General features: G+C 42.8%; 18 protein-coding genes. 10 read left to right on the plus strand and 8 right to left on the minus strand.

The features are described from left to right. Positions 1-7: 7 nt before the first annotated feature. The 3 genes from recQ to B1K52_RS17920 form a co-directional block, all read right to left on the minus strand. Positions 8-2,125: a DNA helicase RecQ gene (gene recQ / locus B1K52_RS07840; protein WP_256855870.1), complete on the minus strand. Its 2,118-nt coding sequence runs from the start codon at positions 2,123-2,125 to the stop codon at positions 8-10. Between the two features lie 115 nt (positions 2,126-2,240). Continuing rightward, positions 2,241-3,572: a hemolysin family protein gene (locus B1K52_RS07845; RefSeq protein ID WP_077307011.1), complete on the minus strand. Its 1,332-nt coding sequence runs from the start codon at positions 3,570-3,572 to the stop codon at positions 2,241-2,243. Positions 3,573-3,693: 121 nt separating this feature from the next. Next, the gene (locus B1K52_RS17920; protein WP_179106498.1) at positions 3,694-3,873 is read right to left on the minus strand and encodes an SE1832 family protein; all 180 of its coding nucleotides are present in this window, start codon (positions 3,871-3,873) and stop codon (positions 3,694-3,696) included. A 62-nt stretch (positions 3,874-3,935) separates the two neighbouring features. Between B1K52_RS17920 and B1K52_RS07850 the strand changes: the two genes are divergently transcribed. Then, positions 3,936-4,775: a GNAT family N-acetyltransferase gene (locus B1K52_RS07850; RefSeq protein WP_179106499.1), complete on the plus strand. Its 840-nt coding sequence runs from the start codon at positions 3,936-3,938 to the stop codon at positions 4,773-4,775. Between the two features lie 38 nt (positions 4,776-4,813). On the opposite strand, the gene B1K52_RS07855 is transcribed toward B1K52_RS07850, so the two are convergent. The 3 genes from B1K52_RS07855 to B1K52_RS07865 all read right to left on the minus strand — a co-directional run bounded on the left by B1K52_RS07855 (position 4,814) and on the right by B1K52_RS07865 (position 8,492). Further along, a complete protein-coding gene (locus B1K52_RS07855) occupies positions 4,814-5,875 on the minus strand; it encodes a bifunctional 3-deoxy-7-phosphoheptulonate synthase/chorismate mutase (RefSeq protein WP_077307015.1) in 1,062 nt (353 codons plus the stop codon). A 317-nt stretch (positions 5,876-6,192) separates the two neighbouring features. After that, positions 6,193-7,395 (minus strand): MFS transporter, encoded by a 1,203-nt coding sequence (locus B1K52_RS07860; protein WP_077307017.1) that lies wholly within the window; start codon positions 7,393-7,395, stop codon positions 6,193-6,195. Between the two features lie 11 nt (positions 7,396-7,406). Beyond that, positions 7,407-8,492, minus strand: a complete 1,086-nt coding sequence (locus B1K52_RS07865; protein ID WP_077307019.1) for an AI-2E family transporter — start codon at positions 8,490-8,492, stop codon at positions 7,407-7,409. 174 nt (positions 8,493-8,666) lie between these two features. On the opposite strand from B1K52_RS07865, the gene B1K52_RS07870 reads away from it, so the two are divergent. The 6 genes from B1K52_RS07870 (at position 8,667) to B1K52_RS07895 (ending at position 15,061) form a co-directional block, all read left to right on the plus strand. Then, positions 8,667-10,385 carry a phospho-sugar mutase gene (locus tag B1K52_RS07870; RefSeq protein WP_077307021.1) on the plus strand — a complete coding sequence of 573 codons (1,719 nt, stop codon included), beginning with the start codon at positions 8,667-8,669 and terminating at the stop codon, positions 10,383-10,385. Between the two features lie 259 nt (positions 10,386-10,644). Continuing rightward, the gene (locus tag B1K52_RS07875; protein WP_077307023.1) at positions 10,645-11,433 is read left to right on the plus strand and encodes a TerC family protein; all 789 of its coding nucleotides are present in this window, start codon (positions 10,645-10,647) and stop codon (positions 11,431-11,433) included. A 119-nt stretch (positions 11,434-11,552) separates the two neighbouring features. Then, entirely contained in the window at positions 11,553-11,999 is a 447-nt protein-coding gene (locus B1K52_RS07880) for an OsmC family protein (protein ID WP_077307025.1), read from the plus strand. A 44-nt stretch (positions 12,000-12,043) separates the two neighbouring features. Further along, entirely contained in the window at positions 12,044-12,457 is a 414-nt protein-coding gene (locus B1K52_RS07885; protein WP_077307027.1) for a Fur family transcriptional regulator, read from the plus strand. 109 nt (positions 12,458-12,566) lie between these two features. Beyond that, positions 12,567-13,610 carry a metal ABC transporter solute-binding protein, Zn/Mn family gene (locus B1K52_RS07890; RefSeq protein ID WP_077307029.1) on the plus strand — a complete coding sequence of 348 codons (1,044 nt, stop codon included), beginning with the start codon at positions 12,567-12,569 and terminating at the stop codon, positions 13,608-13,610. A gap of 206 nt (positions 13,611-13,816) precedes the next feature. Beyond that, positions 13,817-15,061 carry an aminopeptidase gene (locus B1K52_RS07895; RefSeq protein WP_077307031.1) on the plus strand — a complete coding sequence of 415 codons (1,245 nt, stop codon included), beginning with the start codon at positions 13,817-13,819 and terminating at the stop codon, positions 15,059-15,061. Here the strand turns inward: B1K52_RS07895 and ligD are convergent, their stop codons facing one another. Continuing rightward, positions 15,062-16,846, minus strand: a complete 1,785-nt coding sequence (gene ligD / locus B1K52_RS07900; RefSeq protein ID WP_077307033.1) for a DNA ligase D — start codon at positions 16,844-16,846, stop codon at positions 15,062-15,064. It abuts the gene before it with no gap. A 98-nt stretch (positions 16,847-16,944) separates the two neighbouring features. Between ligD and ku the strand changes: the two genes are divergently transcribed. Both ku and B1K52_RS07910 read left to right on the plus strand, forming a co-directional pair. Next, the gene (ku, locus tag B1K52_RS07905; RefSeq protein ID WP_077307035.1) at positions 16,945-17,796 is read left to right on the plus strand and encodes a non-homologous end joining protein Ku; all 852 of its coding nucleotides are present in this window, start codon (positions 16,945-16,947) and stop codon (positions 17,794-17,796) included. A 151-nt stretch (positions 17,797-17,947) separates the two neighbouring features. Next, the gene (locus tag B1K52_RS07910) at positions 17,948-18,907 is read left to right on the plus strand and encodes an acyltransferase family protein (protein WP_077307037.1); all 960 of its coding nucleotides are present in this window, start codon (positions 17,948-17,950) and stop codon (positions 18,905-18,907) included. Between the two features lie 86 nt (positions 18,908-18,993). On the opposite strand, the gene B1K52_RS07915 is transcribed toward B1K52_RS07910, so the two are convergent. Then, positions 18,994-19,731, minus strand: coding sequence for an AraC family transcriptional regulator (locus tag B1K52_RS07915; RefSeq protein ID WP_077307040.1), 738 nt, complete (start codon positions 19,729-19,731; stop codon positions 18,994-18,996). Between the two features lie 215 nt (positions 19,732-19,946). Between B1K52_RS07915 and B1K52_RS07920 the strand changes: the two genes are divergently transcribed. Further along, positions 19,947-21,596, plus strand: coding sequence for an ABC1 kinase family protein (locus B1K52_RS07920; protein WP_077307042.1), 1,650 nt, complete (start codon positions 19,947-19,949; stop codon positions 21,594-21,596). Position 21,597: the final 1 nt, after the last annotated feature.

Genomic DNA, 21,597 nt, shown 5'->3' on the forward strand with positions numbered 1-21,597 from the left:
CCTTTTTTTATTCTAATATGCTGTTATGCACTAGTACAGCACGGATAGCATGGTAGTCACAAGGCACGTCCATTTGCTCCTTGATTTCCCGCAGCCTTGGAAGTTCTTCATGCAGCTTCAGTACATCCAACACCGCTGTCTCTTGTTCTTCTGAGAAGAACTGCTCCAAATCAAGTGCTTTTCCGTCAGCATATGCTTTAAACAAATGATTGCTGACTGTCAGTGGAGTTAGATCTCTGTCTTTTGCAATGTCATTCAAAGAGCTTCCTTGTTCAAATGCCTCATAGCTTATCAGATGACTAGGTGTATCTTGCTTTTCTTGCAGCAATGGCTTTTTCGTTTGAACCGGAATAGCTTGTGATTGTTCATATTGTGCCAATATCTTGAGGAATTGCTCACCGTACTGTTCCATCCGTCTTTCTCCAATTCCCTTCACCTTCAGCATTTCCTGCTCGCTATGCGGTACAAACCGGCATAGCTCCTTTAACGTGGCATCCGAGAAAATGACGTATGGCGGCAGGCCTTCTGCTAGGGCCAGTTCCTTTCGTAATTGACGTAGCTCCTGGAACAATGTTTCATCGTAATCTGCTTCTGCTGTATCCGTGGCTTTGACGATTTGCATCATCACTTTCTTTTCACCTTTCAGAATGCGTACCGCCTCATCTGTTAGAGTCAGCACCGGATATTTATCATCTGTAGGAGCAAGAATCATTTCAGCCGAAAGATAATGAATGAATTGCGTAATATCCTTTTCGGTACGATTTTTCATAATCCCGTACGTAGAAAGGGTTTCGAGACCAAATTGCTTGATGCGTTTGTCTTTCGATCCTTTCAGCACCTTAGCTACGAGTACGGCACCAAAGCGCTCGTTCATTCGTTTCACGCATGATAGGACCATTTGTGCTTCCTTCGTCATATCTGTTTTCTCGAATTCATTAAGGCAGTTGCTGCAACGGCCGCAATCCTCTGGAATGTGGGGATCTTGAAAGTAATTCAGCATATACGTTTGCAGACAGGACTGTGTATGACAGTAATTCATCATTTGCTGGAGTTTTTGGTATTCGGCTTGCGTATCGGATGCTGAATTCTCTATTAAAAATTTCAGTAAATGAACATCTTGGCCGGAGAAGAGAAGCACACAATCACTTGGCTCACCATCACGGCCAGCACGTCCGGCTTCTTGATAATAAGCTTCCATGTTCATCGGCAGCGCATAGTGCAGCACATAGCGCACATTACTTTTGTCAATTCCCATACCAAAAGCATTTGTAGCGACCATCACGCTTACCTCATCCCGAATGAAGGAGGATTGTGCTGCCTGACGATCTGCTTCGCTCATGCCAGCATGGTATTTAGCTGTTTTTACTCCTTGACGGTTGAGGAATTGGAAAAGCTGATCGACCAGCTTTCTAGTCGGTGCATAAATAATTCCCGTTTCGTGCTTTCGTTTTTGAATGAAGTCAAAGATATACCGTTCTTTATCTGCTCCTTTTACTACTTGAAACCGCAAATTCTCCCGCGCGAATCCGGTACGCACAGTATGATTTTCGTCTATTTGCAGCAGTCTTTGGATATCATCTGCAACTTGGGGTGTTGCTGTTGCAGTGAGTGCCATGACCGGTGGCCTTTCTGGCAGTTTATCCAGAATGGCAACAGCAGACCGATAGCTTGGGCGAAAATCATGTCCCCACTGAGAAATACAGTGGGCTTCATCGAATGCAACTAAGCTAATCGAGAGGTGGCGTATCGTTTGCAGAAAGCGCGGATTTTCTAAACGCTCCGGCGCTACGTATAGAAATGTGAATGCACCGTGCTCCGCTTGCTGCATCGTCCATTCCATTTCAGCAGCTTCTAATGTGCTGTTAACATAAGCAGCGGGTATATTCATTGCTGTTAGTGCATCAACTTGATCCTTCATCAAGGAAATAAGGGGGGAGATGATTAAGGCGGTCCCTTGATTCAATAAAGCCGGCACTTGATAGCAGATTGATTTACCGCCGCCTGTTGGCATAATTGCTAACGTATTATGATGCTTCATAACATGTCCAATCACATCAGCTTGTCCGGTCCGAAAGGTGTCATAGCCATAATAATCTTTCAGTATTTGCTGGGCTGTAGCTTCCACGTTCAAAATCCTTTCTTCGATCCTCATTATGTATAGCATAACATGATTACAGGCAAGTTCGCTTCTTAGTCGAAAAATCAAAAAACTGCCCGAATGGAACAGGCAGTTTCTTGTTTTATACTGTCGCCTCTGTTGTTGGGCGCTTTAATTCTATTTTAATTTTCTCCAAGCGATTATCACGCACTGATTCTACGGTGAAAAGCATATTTTCATATTCTACTACTGTATCCGCATCTTCATCTGGTATAGATCCTACACGATCGAGAATGAAACCTGCAATCGTATCAAAGTTTGGTACGTCGATGTCTGTATCGAAGAAATCGTTAAATTCATCAATCTGGAGAGAGCCATTCGCTAAATACGTATTATCATCAATACGTGTTAACTCTCCTTCAATCTCATCATATTCATCGTCGATATCTCCGACAATCTCTTCAATCATATCTTCCATTGTTACAATTCCGGAGAAGCCGCCGTACTCATCGATTAAAATTGCTAGGTGATTATGTGTTTGCTGCAATTCCTTCAGCAGATCATCAATGTACTTCGTCTCAGGAACAAAATGTGCTTCGCGTAATATCGATTCAAGCCGGACGCCGTCAAACCCGTGCTCCCTGACTGCTTTGAAATAATCCTTAATATTCAATATACCAACGATCGTATCGCTGTCTGTCTGATAAACAGGTATCCTGGAGTATTTTTGTTCAAGCAGGATATCCGCCAATTCGTCTGGCGGGGTATCAATGCTGAGTGTAAACGTATCTGTACGCGGAGTCATAATTTCACGGGCAATCTTGTCATCAAGGTCAAATACACCTTTAATCATCCCAAACTCATCCGCATTCAGAATTCCTTCCTCCTGACCCGTCTGCGCTAGAAGCTTAATCTCTTCACGGGAGACTTTCTCAGCTTCCGCATTGTTTCCTACTCGTGTAATTTTAACGAGCATATTCGTGGAGAAGGATAGGAATTTTACAAACGGCATTGCGACCTTGCTAATAAATAGTATCGGTGTAACAGAGAATCTAGCTATCTTCTCCGCGTTTTGAAGGGCAACCCTTTTAGGGAATAACTCACCAAACACAAGTGTCACATAAGACAGCAATATTGTAATGACTACAACACTAATTTGCTGCGCATAAGGGATATCTCCCAGCACGCCAGCAAACCGGTCGGCAAGACCAGTAGCGGCAGAGGCACTGGAGAAGAATCCTGCCAGTGTAATACCAACCTGAATCGTCGCAATGAACTTACTTGGATCCGCGATTAGCTTCTCTAGCATTGCTGCTTTGTTGTCGCCATCATCTGCTTGCTGTGAGATGCGGTTTTTATTTAGTGATACCAATGCAATTTCTGCTGCAGCAAAAAAAGCATTCAGTGCAGTTAAGATACCAATCAATACGAGCTGGAGTATAACTGGACTCCCAGGATCATCCGGACTATTCATGTATAAAATCTCTCCCTTTAATAAACGCAAAAAATGCGTATCTATAATATAGATTATACGCTTTTTCTTCTAACAATCCAAAGCCTTTGCATGTATTGTAGTATATCCTTCAAATTGGGAATTATTCCAAGCTTCGCAGCTGCTGCCGAAGCGTTTTTATTTCCATTTCAATTAGCTCTAACTGCTTTTCCATGTGTGATGCACCGGCTCCGCTTGCTGCCAGCTTATCAGCATCAGCTGAAACGCTGCTATATGTCATTTTTAATTCGGCTAATCTTGCTTCCAAATCTTGTTTGTTCATGTCATCACCTCTACACTAAGAATAGGAATAATAATCCAATGCGTCAAGCGGGAGGGAAGGCAATGCGTTTTATTCAAGAACACGATGCAAGCAGACTATTAGCGGCAGTTGAACCGCTGTTAGTACAGCATGAGGCAGAGAATAATTTACTCCTCGGTCTTTTAAGCAGAATAGCAGATGGAGAGGATATGGAAGCTTCCTTTGGATACGGCGAAAAAGACGGAGAAATACGAACAGTTTTTCTGCATACAAAGGGTGAGCGTCTTATTTTATCTCACGGATTATTGTGGCAAGAGGCAGATGCAGTGCGACTGGTGGAATTTGTTCAGACATTAACGCCAGATCTTCCAGGTGTGATTGGTCCAATAGTGCAAGCAAAGCAATTTGCACATGCTTGGCAGCAGCTGAGCGGTAAACAGTCAGAACTGCATATGAACCAGTTTATTTATCAGCTTAATTACGTAGAGAATACAGGAAAAGCAAAAGGAGAAATACAAGTGGCGCGTTCTGCTGACTTCATCCTGTTGCGAGATTGGCTTATACGATTTGGGAAAGAGTTGGGAGAAAAGAGAACAGAAGAGCAAGCAGATGCAACGATTGGCAGACTGATTTCACAGCAGAGAATGTACATTTGGAAGGTAGATGGCCAAACTGTCAGTATGGCGGGATGTTCGAGAGAAAGCAGGAACGGTATTGTAATCAATGCTGTTTTTACGCCGCAAGAACATCGGCAGCAAGGGTACGCACAAGCGCTAGTTGGACAATTATCAGCTAAATTGCTCCAAGATGGGAAGCATTTCTGCTGTTTGTTTACGGATGCCAATAATGATGGTCCAAACAAGCTCTACCAAAGAATCGGATATAAGCGGGTGGCAGAAAGCTGTGCGATTAATTTCACATAAACAAGGACCGTCATGCATTTATGACGGTCCTTGTAGTATTAGATCTTGCCTTGGAAGCTGGCAAGCTCATTATAGAATGTATCGAATGTTGGAAGATCCATTTGCTGACCTGCATCAGATAGGGCAGCAGCTGGGTTCGGATGTACCTCTGCCATGACACCATCTGCTCCAACAGCTAAAGCTGCTTTCGCACAAGGAAGCATGATGTCTTTTCTGCCAGTAGAGTGCGTTACATCGACCATGACAGGAAGATGTGTCTCTTGCTTCAGAATCGGTACAGCAGAGATATCAAGCGTATTGCGTGTTGCTGTCTCATATGTGCGGATACCGCGTTCGCAGAGGATGATTTGTCCGTTTCCTTCTGAATGTACATATTCAGCAGCAGCGATAAATTCTGCGACTGTTCCAGATAAAGCACGTTTGAGCAGAACTGGTTTGTTGGTACGCCCCGCTTCTTTGAGCAATTCAAAGTTTTGGGCGTTGCGTGCGCCAATTTGAATGACATCGACATAATCAAGTGCTTTTTCGATATCATGCGGTGTCACAATCTCACTAATAACAGCCAGGTCGTATTCATTTGCTGCACGCTTCAGAATCTCCAATCCTTCCACGCCCAGTCCTTGGAAGTCGTATGGAGATGTGCGCGGCTTGAATGCCCCGCCGCGAAGCAATTTCAGTCCTTTGTTTTTCAAGGATTCTGCTACAGTGGCTACCTGGTCGTAGCTTTCGACAGAACAAGGGCCGAAAACAAAACTGGCTTTACCAGTACCAATTTTTTCGCCTTTCAAATCGATAACGGTATCTTCATTCTTATAAGCGCGAGAAACGAGCATTGGTCGCTTGCTTTCCGCTTCTTCTTCTTTTGTTTTGGCCTGCATAACTGCTTTAAAAATGGCGTCCATCGCGGCATCTCCAAGCACGCCAGATTCATTCTGTGCTTTTAGTTCTGCAAGCAGCAGTTTTTCTGTTTCGCTGCGCTCACTCTCGGGAAGATCCTTCAGCTGCTGCCTCAAGCTTGCTTGGTCGTTCAACAATTTCAACAGCTCAAAATGTGTTTGTTCATACTGCTTTTTCAGCTCCAAAACATTTGTTGTCTGCATAAATAGATCCTCCTTATAAGTATAAAATAGCTTTAACTTGCCTTCATTAGCCCATCCAGACGGAACCAGTTATCATACCTGCATGTATTCCAAGTTCCCGAAGAAATTGTTGCAAACTGCTTTCGTACTGATACAGGTTAATGAAAAACTTCAGCATCAACATTGTTAGCTGGAATTAAAGCAATGTTGAAAATATTATCCCTATACTACATGCTTTTATAAATAAATACAAATGAAAGCCCAAAAGTATGCAGAAAAAAGGACGATAATACCAGATTCCCTTTTATCAATACTTATAGAAGGTTACAGCATAATATTTATATTTTTTTTACATGAAGTTTCTGTTTATCCTTACGCTGTTTGGCGAGATAATCCAACAGCGTAAACAGGAATACCAATAAAAACAGGAAACTCGACAGTTGGAACAAAATAGCTGTCGAAACGTACTGATGGAAGATACCGAGAATAACAGCACTTAGACCGATACCAAAATCAATAGACGAATAGTACATGCCATTTGCAATACCGCTTCTTTCCACATCCGTCTTGGAAATCGTCCAAGCCTGCAGAGCGGGGATCATCGACCCGTAGCCAATTCCGAATAAAGCCCCAGATATAATGAAGTACCAATTGGCTGTTGCCATACTAAGAATCCACATCGCGATAAAGGCAACGATGGCGCATCCCATGATTAACAGCCAAGGTCCTTTTGCATCGAATAAACGTCCTGTAAACGGTCTGCTGATTGTCGCACACAATGCATTGGTCAAATAAAAGAGAAATGTTCCGGTAAGCTGCTGTTCTTCTCCGAATAAGACAAGATAAGTAACGATAGATCCGTATCCGAAAGATGTGAAGAAAGTGATGAGTACAGGATAAGCGCTTTTTTTCTCGATGAGAGAATGAAAAAAAGAAAATGTTGGTGGCTGGGCTTGGTTGCGAGCTAGAGATTCAGGTTCTGCGTAACGGGTAAGCGCCAGAAACAAAAAAGCAACAATGCCAAGCAAGATGGATACAGTGATAAGTGTACGAAAGCTGTAATTTTGGTAAAGGTAAATGCCGATACTTGGCGCCATAATCATTCCAATCGTGATGCTGAGACCAAAGTATCCCATTCCTTCACCGACTCGCTTTCTTGGGATTAAGTCGACAGCAGCTGTTCCGTTTGTCGTTGTGCTCCATCCCCAAGCTGCGCCGTGCAGAAAACGAAAAATTAATAGTAGTGTGACAATTTGAGTGAAAGGATAAAGAATCGTACAAACGAGGAGCAGGAAGGAGCCGAATAGGATCAGCATCTTCCTTTTCTTCGTTAGTAAGACATGCCCGATAAAAGGACGAATCAGTATGGCGGCAATAGAAAATGTCGTTGTTACCAGCCCGACCTGCAAGCTGCTGCCGCCAATCGAAGCAATATAAGGCGGCAAATTAGGCAGCAGCATTTGAAAACTCATAAAAGTGAACAGGTTGCCAAGTAAGAGGAAAATGAAAGCCTTCGTCCATAAAGGAGGCTGCGTTGGCATGTGGTGTCCTCCTATTCTGCTTGAGCAGATTTTTTGTTCAATCTAGAATTGACCCATTCATTATAAAAGTGGGTGATAATCGTCTTGCAAACTGCGTAAAACGGAATAACAAACAATAGCCCAAGGAAACCGGCCACATTTCCTGCAGCCAATATTAGCGTGATGACTGTCAATGGGTGAATGCTGAGCGCCTTACCCATGACATTTGGAGAAATCAAGTTTGATTCAATTTGCTGCGCAATCAGCATAACAACAGCTGCTAGTATCGCCAGTTTTGGTTCCTGGAAGAAACCGATAAGAATTGCTGGTACAGCTGCTAAATAAGGTCCGAGAAACGGAATGACATTGAATACGAGACCGATAACGGCTAGTGTTAACGCATAGTCTAAACCGATAATCCAATAGCCAATGAAGAGCATGGTTCCCACACAAAAACTTACAAATAGTTGTCCTTGGATGAATGATGCCAGTGTGTGATTGACATCTTCTAACAGCTGTTTTACACTAGTTCCTTTTTTCTTATCAAAGAATTTTGTTATAAATGGAATCAATTTATCTCCGTCTTTAAGCATAAAGAATAAGAAAAAGGGTACTAGAACTAGGGTGAACAAGAAGCTGACCAAGCTAGAAATAAAGCCAATCAGATAACCAGGAATATCCTGTAATTTTGATTGTAAATCACTGGCATAGTTCTCAATAGAATTTTCCACTTGATCTGGCAAAGAGGAGTGATTGTTCTGCCAAAAATCAACAAGACCTGTAAGCTGGTTTGTTATCGCAGGGATGTTGCTTACAAGTGACTGGTATTGATTCTGAACGATTGGGGCCGCAAATTTGTAGACAAGATAACCCAAGCCGATGAGCAGCAGGAATATTGTCAGGATGGCCACCCACTTAGGAAAGCGGATTTTCTCTAGCAGCAGCACAAGCGGCTTTGTAATGTAAAAGAGCAGGCCGGCTGCAATCATAGGAAATGCTATTGCACTTATGTAAGTAAATAGCGGCTGGAAAATAAAATCGACTTTCGCGATTAAGAGAATCAGTGTGAAAGTCAGTACAGCGGCGACTAAGCCTTGAAACCATTTTTTCTGTGTCAATGTAAATCAGTACCTTTCCGCGTTTAATGATATAGCCTAGCATAGCATAGCGGGACGATGTCGTAACCTTTTATAAAAAGGATTTATTAAATTTCCAGTAAGGTGGAATTGTGCGCCATTTTCGGGCTGAATGTGGTAGGATATGACTATACTTATTTTCAGGAGGAAGCATATATGGTATGGCAAGATACATATAAGAAGTGGAGTACCTTTGAATCACTTGATCCAAAATATAAAGAGGAGTTAGCAAACCTCGCAAACGATGAAACAGCTTTAGAAGATGCTTTTTATAAAGAGCTTACATTTGGTACCGGCGGTATGCGCGGTGTGCTTGGAGCAGGTACAAATCGCATGAACATCTATACTGTTCGGAAAGCTGTGGAAGGTTTAGCTATGTATTTGGAGACCAATGCCGCAGATTATAAAGAGCGAGGCGTAGCAGTTGCCTATGATTCTCGTTATATGTCACCAGAATTTGCAGACGAAACTGCTCGTGTGCTCGGTGCGCACGGAATTCGTGCTCATGTGTTCGAATCTTTGCGTCCGACACCGCTATTATCTTTCGCTGTCCGCCATCTGAAGGCAGCTGCAGGTATTATGATTACAGCAAGTCATAATCCGCCGGAATATAACGGATTTAAAGTATATAACGAAGATGGAGGTCAAATTCCTCCTGAACAAGCCGAAGCAATCATTGGTGAAATAGCGAAAGTGGAAGATGAACTAGCAGTGGAAGCGGCTGATTTAGAGACAATCCGCAATAATGGGCTGCTTCATGTAATTGGAGAAGATGTGGACAGTGCTTATCTAAAAGAATTAAAAACAATCTCCAACATGTCTGATTCTGCGAAAGAGCAGCTGGACAAGCTGCAAATTGTTTTCACGCCATTACATGGTACAGCACATGATTCTGTCCTTCGCGGCTTAGATCAGCTAGGGTTCCAGCATGTTCACGTGGTCAAAGAGCAAGCACAGCCGGATCCTGAGTTCTCAACTGTTGAATCGCCAAATCCGGAGGAACACCAAGCATTTGCTCTTGCGATGGAACAAGGTAAAGAAATCGGTGCCGATGTGCTCATCGGAACAGATCCTGATGCGGATCGTCTAGGTGTGGCAGTTCAAGATGGAAAAGGTGCCTATCAGGTGCTGACAGGTAATCAGCTCGGTACGCTAATGCTTGATTACGTGCTTACAAATGCGCCAGAAGAGGACTTGCGTAATGGGAAGCTAGTAAAGACAATTGTAACAACTGAAATGGGCCGCGCTGTAGCTGCATCTTACGGTGTTGATACAATAGACACGCTTACTGGTTTCAAATACATCGGAGAAAAGATCAAGCAGTTTGAATCGACATCCGAAAAATTCCTATTCGGTTATGAAGAAAGCTACGGCTATTTAATTGGTGACTTTGTACGTGACAAAGATGCCGTACAAGCAGCAATGATCGCTTGTGAAATGGCTGCTCATTGGCGCGCCCAAGGCAAGACGCTTCTAGAAGCACTGCATGTATTGTATGAGAAGCACGGTTTCTTCTTAGAAGATCTGCATTCGATTACATTAAAAGGAAAAGACGGAGCGGCTAAGATTGCCAGCATGATGGATGCTGTCCGTGCTGATACACCAAAAGAGCTAGGCGGCTTGAAAGTGCTTGCTGTAGAAGACTATGCAACACAAACAAGACATAATTTTGACTCCGGCAGCGACGAGAAGCTGACACTGCCAAAAGAAAATGTTATCAAGCTGTTCCTCGAAAAAGACAGCTGGGTATGTCTGCGTCCATCAGGAACGGAACCGAAAATTAAGAGCTATTATGGCGTCAGCAGCGCAAGCTATGATAGCAGCTTAGAACTATTGAAACAGCTCAAAGCGGACCTTTCGAAGTACTTGCAGTAATAGTTGACTTTAATGGGAATTTCGACTACACTAAATTTGTGATAAGTGCAATTTGCTTTTAAAGGGGAGTAGCTACACAATAAAGTCGTCATTCCGAGAGAAATCTCCGGCTTTATTGGCAACTCAGACGTTGTTAGCGAGACCTTTACCTTCTTGGTAAAGGTCTCGCTTTTTTTATGAAAAAAGTGTTACGCCTTAGCCGAGAAGGGGTACGATTGCAAAAAGAATCGCATACTAAACTTAAAAGGAGCGTAACCACATGGATGCACAATTACTATTTGAGTACGGATGGGTGCTGATTGTCCTTGTCGGGCTTGAAGGAATTCTAGCCGCAGATAACGCATTAGTACTTGCAATCATGGTAAGACATTTGCCTGAAGAACAACGAAAGAAGGCACTATTTTACGGACTAGTAGGAGCATTTGTACTTCGCTTTGCCTCTCTATTCGTCATTTCCTTCCTTGTTGATGTATGGCAGGTACAGGCGATTGGTGCAGCGTATCTGTTATTTATTTCTATCAAGAACTTGTATGATAAATTCAGCGCGAAGAACGATGATGTCGCTAATAAGAAGCCAAAAAAGGAAAGTGGCTTCTGGATGACTGTTCTCAAAGTAGAGCTTGCTGATTTAGCGTTCGCGGTCGATTCCATTCTTGCCGCTGTAGCACTTGCAGTAGCTCTTCCTCCAACAGGATGGGGGAACGTTGGCAGCTTGGATACTGGGCAGTTCGCAGTTGTTTTAGCTGGCGGTATGATTGGTATCATTATCATGCGTTTTGCAGCAAATGTATTTGTGGACCTGCTTCATACGCGACCAGCTTTGGAAGTTGCCGCATTTATCATCGTCGGCTGGGTAGGTGTGAAGTTAGTTGTTAGTACGCTTTCCCACGATTCCCTAGGGGTCTTGCCGCATGACTTCGCACACTCGACTATATGGAAGCTCATCTTCTATGGTGTGCTTGTTGCGATTGCAGTTATCGGCTGGATTGTCTCCGGTAAAAACAAAGTGGAGCGCAAGCACGAGGATTCAACTGAGGGAACAGAATAATGAAACAGCAAACCCTTCTGCTAATTTTTGCAGAAGGGTTTTTTAATCAGACATTTTGTTTTTCTACCATAGAAGCGTTAAAATAAAAGAAAGAGAAGATAAAGAAAGGGATGCAGACCATGTCAGAACATCATTTTCACTTAGCAGCAGCTTGGCCAGGAGGAAGAAACAGCTCTGGTACAATAGAAGCAGGAAATCTAAAGACGGAAATTAGTATTCCGCCTGAAATGGGTGGACCTGGCATTGGTACAAACCCGGACGAAATGCTGCTTGGTGCAGCAGCCACTTGCTATGTCATTACCTTGGCGGCGATGATAGAACGAGCTGACTTGCCGCTTTCTTCAATGAAATTGGAGTCAGAGGGCATTGTTGACGAAACGAATGGAGTTATAACCTATAAACGGATCATTCACCGGCCGACTGTCTATTTAAAAGCAGAAGCTACAGATAAGCAATTTCAGATGCTGGAAAGACTGGCCGTGAAAGCAGAAGAAAGTTGTATGATTACAAGAGCAATAAAAGGAAATGTGGAAGTGAGTCTGGAAGCTGATTTAAACATCGAATAAACTTCCTGACAAAGCTTTACTTTATAATAAAGGACGGAAAGCGTATGAATAGTGAACGTGCGATGCATATTCTGAAAGAGAATGGCTTTAAACAGACAAAGCAGCGCGAAAAACTGTTGGATATTTTTCAGAAACGGTCCCAGTATTCCGCGGTAAATGATCTTTGGAAGGACTTTCGAGAAGATTTTCCAAGTGCCAGTTACGATACTGTATACCGCAATTTATATACAATGGCTGAGCTCGGTATTCTAGAGATGACAACAATTGACGGAGATAAGCATTTCCGTTACCACTGCAATGTGGAGGGGCACCATCACCACTTTATCTGTAAGCAGTGCGGCATAACAAAAGCAATTGATGTCTGTCCGATAGCTGATGTGCAGACCGTGCTGCCGGGTGGTTATACGATAGAAAATCATAATTTTGAAGTGTATGGCGTTTGTCCTGCCTGTCAATAATCTATTGATGGGCAGTTTTTTTATGAAGAAACGTAACCATTACTGTTTACAAATAGTAATGGTTACGATATAATCCCAATAGAGTTTATCATCCAACGGGAGGATTATTATGTTAAAGAAATCATTATTTGCTATTAGTACCACTCTCCTGCTTGTTTTACTTGCAGCTTGCTCGAACGGCGGCAGTCAAGACAGCACGGAAGATGGTAAGATGAAAATTTACACAACTATTTATCCAATTCAATATTTCACGGAGCAAATCGGCGGCGACCAAGTAGAAGTTGAGTCTGTGCTTCCACCGGGAAGTGATGCACACAGCTTTGAACCAACATCCAATCAGATTGTTGACATCGCGAAAGCTAATGCATTTCTTTATTCCAGTGACGAGCTGGAAACGTATGCTGGAACAATAGCTGATGCAATTGGCGATGAAGATGTAACAATTAAGCAGTTGGCGGGAGATATTAACTTATTGCCATTTGGTGAAGAACACGATCATAGCCATGAGGATGAAGCAGCAGAAGAAGAACACGATCATAGCCATGAAGATGAAGCAGCGGAAGAAGAGCATGACCACAGCCATGAGGATGAAGCAACAGAAGAAGAACACGATCATGATCATGGCAGCATCGACCCGCATTACTGGCTTGATCCAGAGCGCACAAAACAAATGGCCGAAAATATAAAAAATACACTTGTCGAGCTGGATTCAGACAACAAAGCGGCTTACGAAGAAAACTATACAGAAGTAGCACAAAAACTGGACGAACTTGATCAGAAGTTCCAGCAAGCTGTCGAAGGCAAGAAAAATAAGAAAATCATTGTTTCTCATGCTGCTTACGGGTATTGGGAAGACAGTTATGGTATTGAACAGATCGCCATTACTGGATTGTCTCCTACCAATGAACCTTCTCAGCAAAAACTAGAGAATATCATTCATACAGCAGAAGATAACAAGCTAAATTATGTTTTATTTGAGCAAAATGTATCCCCGAAAGTAGCATCGATTGTACAAGATGAAATTGATGCAGATGTGTTGCGTATTCATAATCTGGAGACAATTACTGAAGAAGAAGCTAATGAAGGGGAAGATTATTTTAGTCTTATGAATAACAATATCGAAACGCTGGAGCAAGCACTGACAAATAAATAAACTGGGATGCTAGTCCTCAGCTAACAAAAATCTGAACGGTGATGAGAATCAGGAATTCTCTCAAGTTCAGATTTTTTTATTTGAGTTGCTATCATCGAAAAGAACCTCATATCCTTGCAGAAGTATATTTCTCCAATGTTATGTTTCGTGAATATTCTAATTTAAAGGTATAATGAACTGATATAAATGTTATTGGAGGGATAAACATGAAGAAATTCGAAGAACAATTGCAGCAATTTGCTGAACTGGCTATCCAGACAGGAGTCAATCTGCAAGAAGGACAAGGTTTGCTGCTTGTTGCACCGATAGAAGCTGTTCGATTTGTCCGGATGGTATCCGAAGAAGCATACAAAGCAGGAGCTAAAGATGTACATACAGAGTGGATTGATGAAGAGCTAGTCGTGCAGCGCTATACGCATGCCCCACTAGAAGCGCTAGAGAATGTGCCAGCTTGGAAATTCCACGGACGAAATGAAATGGTAAAAGATAATTACGCTGTTTTGAACATCATAGGAGAGAATCCAGATCTTTTGGAAAAAGTGGATGGTGAAAAGGTTTCTGCCTACATGAAATCAGCTGGTAAAGGCCTGACGCCATATCGTGAATTTATGATGAAAGATAAAATGCAATGGTCCATTGTTGCGTACCCAACTGTAGCTTGGTCCAAAAAAGTATTTCCGGATAAACCTGTTGAAGAAGCACAGGAAGCCATGATGGAAGAAATCTTGCGCATCAGCCGTGTGACTGGAAATGAAGATCCCAATGCTGCTTGGAAGGCACACAACGCACAGCTTCATATAGCAGCGAATTATTTAAATAAACAGCAGTTTTCAAAACTAATTTATAAAGCAAAAGGAACGGATCTGTCAATTGAGCTTCCGAAAGGCCATATTTGGAGCGGTGGTTCGGGTCCAACAGAAGCAGGTGTTGATTTTAATGCCAACATCCCTACAGAGGAAGTCTTTACGATGCCGCATAAAAATGGTGTTAATGGTACCGTATCCAGTACACTTCCATACAACTTTAATGGCCAGCTGATTGAAGACTTCGAACTGACTTTTAAAGATGGTGAAGTTGTGGATTACAAAGCGAAAAAAGGCCAAGTTGCACTGAAAAACCTTCTCGAAGCGGACGCTGGTGCGAAACGTCTTGGTGAAGTAGCATTAGTACCGCATAAATCACCAGTTTCACAATCTGGCTTAATCTTCTACAATACACTGTTTGATGAGAATGCGTCCTGCCACCTTGCTTTAGGAAAAGCTTATCCAACTTGTATCGAAGGTGGCAATGACATGACAGCAGCTGAGCTGGACGCTGCGGGAGTGAATGACAGCATCATGCATGAAGACTTTATGATTGGGTCTGCCGATTTGGACATTGACGGCGTGAAAGAAGACGGCACAGTTGTAGCAGTATTCCGCAAAGGTGCCTGGGCATTCGAATTTAAATAATCATACCAACTGCAAGATAGAATCAAGCTTTTGGCTGTTCCGCACTTCTTCATAGGAGGTGAAGGGACAGCCTTTTTGCCGTATCCGCTCCGGAACAGTATATATAGTAAAGTCTTTCAGTGTTAAACCTTCTTTCACTTCTTCCCAAAATAAAGGGGCGCTAACGGTTCCGCCGCTGCGTTTTCTAGCAGTGTATGGGACAGGAAGTGTTTTACCTTTTCCGAATTGAACATAGTCAATATACAATCGCTCATGGCGGTTCTTTTTCATTCTTTCGATGGTGAAAAGATCTGGATGCTGCTGTACGAGCAATCTGGCCAGTGCTTCTGTAAAAGTGCCAGCCTCTTCATAGGAGAGCTGTTTTTCAGGCAGCGGGATAAACAGCTGCAGGCCGCTGCTTCCTGACGTTTTAATAAACGTATACAGTTCCATTTGATCGAGCCACTCTTTCAGCAAATTAGCAGCTTTAATAGCCAAAGGAAGTGCATCATCCGTAGGTGGATCTAAGTCAATCGCAATCTCGCACGGATAGTCCGCCTCGATATAATGAAAAGGTGCATGAAACTCAATACTGCCGTGGTTGGCGAACCAAATTAAGCTCTGCAAATCAGGACACTGCAGTGTTTTTGAATTAGGAATGAAGTCTGGAGCGTACTCCGGCCTGTGCTTTTGATAAAAAAAATCTGCTTCTACGCCATCTGGGCAGCGGATAACGGTCAGCTCTCGATTCACCATATGGGGAAGCATAAAAGGAGCAACCGTCCGGATATACAAAAGGTAACGCAGCTTCTCTATGCTAGCTTGCTCCCAATATAGCTTATCCAGTTTGCTCAATTCCACCGATTCCGGGAACTGCGCCAAGTCTAGAAAGGCTTGCTGAACAGTACAGTCAGAAGCAGTAGTTTGCGGGGACAAGCCTTGAAAACGAGGCTCACGTAATTCTTCATCTGACTGTCCTAAACAATGAATTTTTGCACAAATCGCTGGCGGGAGGGTGAGGAGATTGTTCACTGCTTTTCCGTTTTCTTTAAAAAATGCGGTCAGTGTGTTCCGCTCTTTATCTTCAAGCCCATGTTTACATTTTCCGACTGGTACAAACCTGCCTTCATCATCAGCCAGCTGTGCATGGAAATAGTCATTTACTGTATCGTAGGCTGTCAGTACCGCTGAAATGGTCCGCCAATTCTTGATTTTGTACCAGTCATGATGTTGTTTTCCTGTTTTGTACGTACTGGCAGATCGCTTTGCTATAATTCCTTCTCCTTGATGCAGCACAACATCATGTAATAACGTTTCTGGATTTTGTGAATAGTCAACATAGCGGATAGCCGCTGGGTACGCATTAAAAAGCTCGATTAGTTCCTGAAGTGCTTGTTTCCGCGATGATAGTCGGCGCTTCTCCTGTCTCTTTCCGCTGTCGGTAAGTAAATCAAATGCCATGTAAACGGCAGGGCGTTTGGATGCGGTTTGCTGAATACGATCCGCCGCTTTCATTCTTCCGCGTGTCTGCAGTAAGCCGAAATCACCACTAAGTTTGTTTTTCGGTATAATAAGTTCCCCATCAATGGAGAAGGGAATATGTTTCTGAACTAGCTGTTTTTGCTGCTTACAGTACGAAATCACCTCTGGGAACTGGGCAGTTAAGTCAACACCATTTTTACTTGTCAGACAGATGTGATCATCTGTGACTGTTAACACAGCTCGAAACCCATCATATTTCACTTCATAAATCCATTCCTCGCCAACAGGATAGGTGTCCCGGTAAATCGGCTTCATAACCTGCATAGTATCGCGCTCCTTTTCTTGTTCTAGTTTGAGAACATTGTCACAGAATTAAACATGCTGCAATCGCACAAACTAGCCAAAAAAGGAGGAAACAGAACATGCACACGATGTGGAAAGGAACCATCAGCTTTGGGCTTGTGAATATTCCCGTCAAAATGCATGCTGCTACGGAGAATAAAGATGTGAAATTGCGGCAGCTGCATAAAGCGTGTAAGACGCCGGTCAAATATGAAAAAGTCTGTCCGCATTGCGAGAAAGAACTGGGAACAGACGATATTGTGAAAGCCTACGAATACACGAAAAATAAATTTGTTGTGCTGGATGAAGAGGAACTCCAGGCTTTGCAGAAAGAGCAGGAAGATAAGGCAGTGGAAATAGTTGATTTTGTCAGTCTGGAGGAAATCGACCCAATTTATTTTGAGCGCTGCTATTATTTATCTCCAAATGAAGGTGGCACGAAAGCGTACAGCTTACTCCGTAAAGCGCTGGAGGAGACGGGGAGAATTGGTGTTGCCTCTATGGTTATACGTTCCAAACAACAGCTGGCTGTTATTCGCGTATACAAAAATGTACTAGTTGTAGAAACAATTCACTATCCGGATGAGGTGCGAGATGTAGCAGATGTACCGAACATTCCGGCCGAAGATTCCGTTGCCGACAAAGAGCTAAAAACGGCCAAGCTGCTTATTGAACAACTGACAGCAACCTTTGATCCTGAAAAATACAACGATGATTATCGCGAAGCTTTACTCGATTTGATCCAATCTAAGCGAGATCATGAAGAAGTCCATATTCCGACAGCGAAAAAGCAGCCAAGCAATGTAACGAATTTGATGGATGCTTTACAAGCTTCATTGGATAAGGCGAAAAAAGATAAACCGGCGACAACGAAAAAGCCGACCAAGAGAAAAACGACAACGAGAGCAAAAAAGAAGCCGGAAGCTGGATAATTCTGCACCTTTCATTACACACAGATTGCAGGTATAACAGCGGTTTAACAGCATACTTACAAGTGGATGAAGAATCAGCGCAAGTGCTAGCATTCCTGCCTTTTGCTCCGTATGATGAGATCATACAAGCAGGAAAAAGGAAGCGATAAGTATGGAACGTGATGTATATTTTGATAATGCAAGATGGCTTATGATTGCCTTCGTCGTATTTGGACATTTGATTCAGCCATATCAGGACATGTTAATCCTGCAAACAAGCTATACATGGATTTACACCTTTCATATGCCTGTTTTCATTTTTCTGGCTGGGTTCTTTGCCAGAGGAATGGGGCACAAAGCAGGGATTGAGAAGCTTGTGAAAAAGCTGCTGCTTCCGTATCTATTTTTCCAGGTTATTTACACAATCTTCTATTATGCAATTGGTAAAGAAGACTGGCTGCAGTCCGTATTGATACCGCAATGGGCACTATGGTTCCTGCTCAGCTTATTTTGCTGGCACATGCTGTTAATTCCCTTCAAGTATGTAAGACCGCTCCTTGGCATCCCGCTTGCCGTTTTAATCGGTGTGCTGGCAGGTTATCTTGATACAATCGGGTCAGAATTAAGTCTTTCCCGCACTTTCGTTTTCTTTCCGTTTTTCTTAATTGGCTATTGGGCAACAAAAGAGCAGCTCGCCGTCCTCAGGCGCATGCCGATTCGGATAGGAGCTGGTGTGGTACTTATTTCTGCAGGTGTCGTATTGTATCACTTTCCTGATCTATCGACTGGCTGGCTGTTAGGCTCAAAATCCTTTACAGAAATAGGTGCTGGCGAATCTGGAGGATTGATTCGAATGCTTGTCTATGTACTATCGGCAGCGATGATGGCAAGTGTGCTGTCCCTTATACCAGCAAAGAAAACAGTATTTACAAAATACGGGCAGCGTACCTTATATGTCTATCTATTGCATGGCTTCGCTATTCAATATATCCGTGTGGAAGACTTGTTCGAAGTCAGCAATACACTCGATGTCCTAGGACTTCTATTTGTCACCTTTAGCATCGTGTGGATCCTATCGCAGCGCTGGATGCTCCGTATTTGGAAGCCGTTAATAGAACTGAAAAGTCCATAAGAGCTGAGAAAAATATAGAAATCAAAAAAAGCCCGAACTATGTTCAAACTCTAAAGCAGAATTTGACTTAGTTCGGACTTTTTTATTCAGCTTGGGCGTGCATCCCTGAATTGTTTTGGCGTCATTGATGTGTAAAACTTAAATTGTGCAGTGAAATAGCTTTGATTGCAAAAGTTGAATTTTTTCGCCAAGTCCGCAATGGACTGACTTGTATGGAGAAGGAAGTATTTTGCTTCCTCAATCTTTTTCTGATTAATAAACTGGACAGTGGATACACCAACTTCTTTCTTAAACAGATGAGAAAGATAACTTGGATTCACATTGCAATGAGAGCTGATTGCCTGCAAACTAAGGTCCTCGAGAATATGAGACTGGATATATGCAATCGCTTCATTGATGATATTCGAATACTGCGTGGCTCTGCTTCTGTTCAGCCCTTCAATAAAACGGACGAGCATATCATACTCTAGCTCTGTGAGTTCCTCTTCGGTCTGACAGTTTTCGATTTCCAGCATGTACGTCATGTTTAAATTAGAGGCAACTTCTTGGGACGCGCCACCTCTAAGGATAGCTCGTGTGTACAACGTGCAAATGCTGATTAATTGATTTTTAGCGGAACGTAACGGCTGAAAGGCATACTTCGGGCGTTCTGAAGTGGATAGGCTCTCAATTATGGACAATGCCTCCGAAAGATTACCGTTGGAGACCGCCTCCATCAGTTGATTTTCAAGCAGGTAAGAAGGGTACAGATATTGCTTTGTTGACTTTACTTCTTCCGCGGGACGTCTTTCGGGCAGAACAGCATTTTTAGATATGCTAGACATACTATACCTCCGTTAAGGTTTATTGGATTTATCATCAGTCGTATATATCAACATTGTAAGCGTTTTCCGCGGAAAAATAAACTGTTTTATTAAAAAATATTTATAAATCTTTAATTATTAGGTTTTATGACACCTTGACAGAATAATAGACAACGAAGGAAAAGACTCGCTATAATAGTAAGAAAGAAGGCAATTGTCAGAAAAAGAGGTGTACCATGCGTGTCAGATCCACCCGCCGTATTTTGACTATCGTATGGATGGTCATCCGTTTTATGTTTCAGATTTATAAATTTTACCTGCTGCACAGCCGGGTGTGGGATGAACAAGATAAACAGGAATGGGAAGCATTGCTCACCAAACAGGCAAAAGAATATCGAAAGAACGCAGAAAGAATGGGCGGATTACTGATTAAGCTAGGTCAGTTCCTCAGCTCGCGTGCCGACTTGCTGCCCAAGGTTTTTATTCGGGAGATGGAAGGACTTGTCGACCGAGTGAAAGCAACACCATTTACATACTCGGAAGCTATATTGCGAAAGGAACTGGGCAGCCGTTATGAATTAGAAATCCAGCATCTTAATCCGCATGCTGTAGCATCTGCTTCTATCGGGGAAGTATACGAAGCTTATTTAAAGAATGGCAAAAAAATAGCTGTTAAAGTACAACGTCACAATGTTAGAGAGATCTTTCACCAAGACTTTAAGGCACTGCGAATTGTTTTCTTTCTGCTTCGGAAGTTAACAAGTATCGGGAAGAAGTCAGATATGAAGGCGCTCTACGCGGAAGTGGTTACAATTATCAGCCGAGAACTGGATTTTCGGAAAGAATTAGAGCATGCCAATTATTTTAAGAAAAGACTGCAAGATAATCCGGATATCAAAGTGCCTACGTACTATCCAGAGTTTTGTACAGGAAGAGTACTGGTGATGGATTGGGTGGAAGGACGGAAAGTGACGGATACGGATTATCTGGATGCACAAAAAATTTCACGTGAGCAAGTTGCACAAAAGCTATTCCATTTCTTTTCAGATCAATTCTTGAACAGTGGCACGTTTCATGCTGACCCGCATGCCGGTAACATTATGATACAGCCTGACGGTATGATTGTGCTGCTTGATTTTGGTATGGTAGGAGAAATCAAGTCCTCCGATACAGACTATTTACGAGAAGCAATTCAGGGAGTTGTTCTCGATGACTATGATGCAGTCATTCAAGCACTTTACAAGATGGAGTTTTTGCTTCCATCCGCTGATACAGACAAAGTAAAGCGAATCATTCGGAAGACAGTGGATTTGTACAAAGGCGGACAGCTTGATGTTGGAGACACAGATTCTTTTCTGCAGCTGATGGAAGAACTGCAAGCGATTGTGAAAGAACAGCCAATTCAATTGCCAGCAGACTTTGCGTTCTTAGGCAGAGCGGTCTCCTTAGCAATTGGTCTTGTCGCCGCTGTATACCCTCAAGCAGACCTTGTTGAATGGGGAAAGCCCGTTATTCTGCGCTGGATGCGGGGATCAAAGCGGCATCGTTCAATTTATACTGGTATTCTCACCAATTCTCTTCGTCCATTTTTATCGCTGCCAAGAGCAGTTGTCGACTGGCTGACGGACGGAGAAAAGCAGCGTGGGTGGGAGCGGGATAAACAGAAGAATCAATTACTGCATCAATTCTATTTCTTCTATACGATACTGCTTCTAATTTTGACTGCTGGATCTGTATACACAGGCATTCAAGGTATTATCCATCATATGCTATGGCTGATACTCGTTGGATTTATCCTTACATTCGTTTTCTTTGGATTGTGGTTGATTTTATTTATCAAGCATGTTCTGATGCTTCGTTCCATAAATAAGACTAGGAGGTTATAAA

The sequence above is a fragment of the Terribacillus halophilus genome (assembly GCF_900162685.1).
Classification (GTDB): domain Bacteria; phylum Bacillota; class Bacilli; order Bacillales; family Amphibacillaceae; genus Terribacillus; species Terribacillus halophilus_A.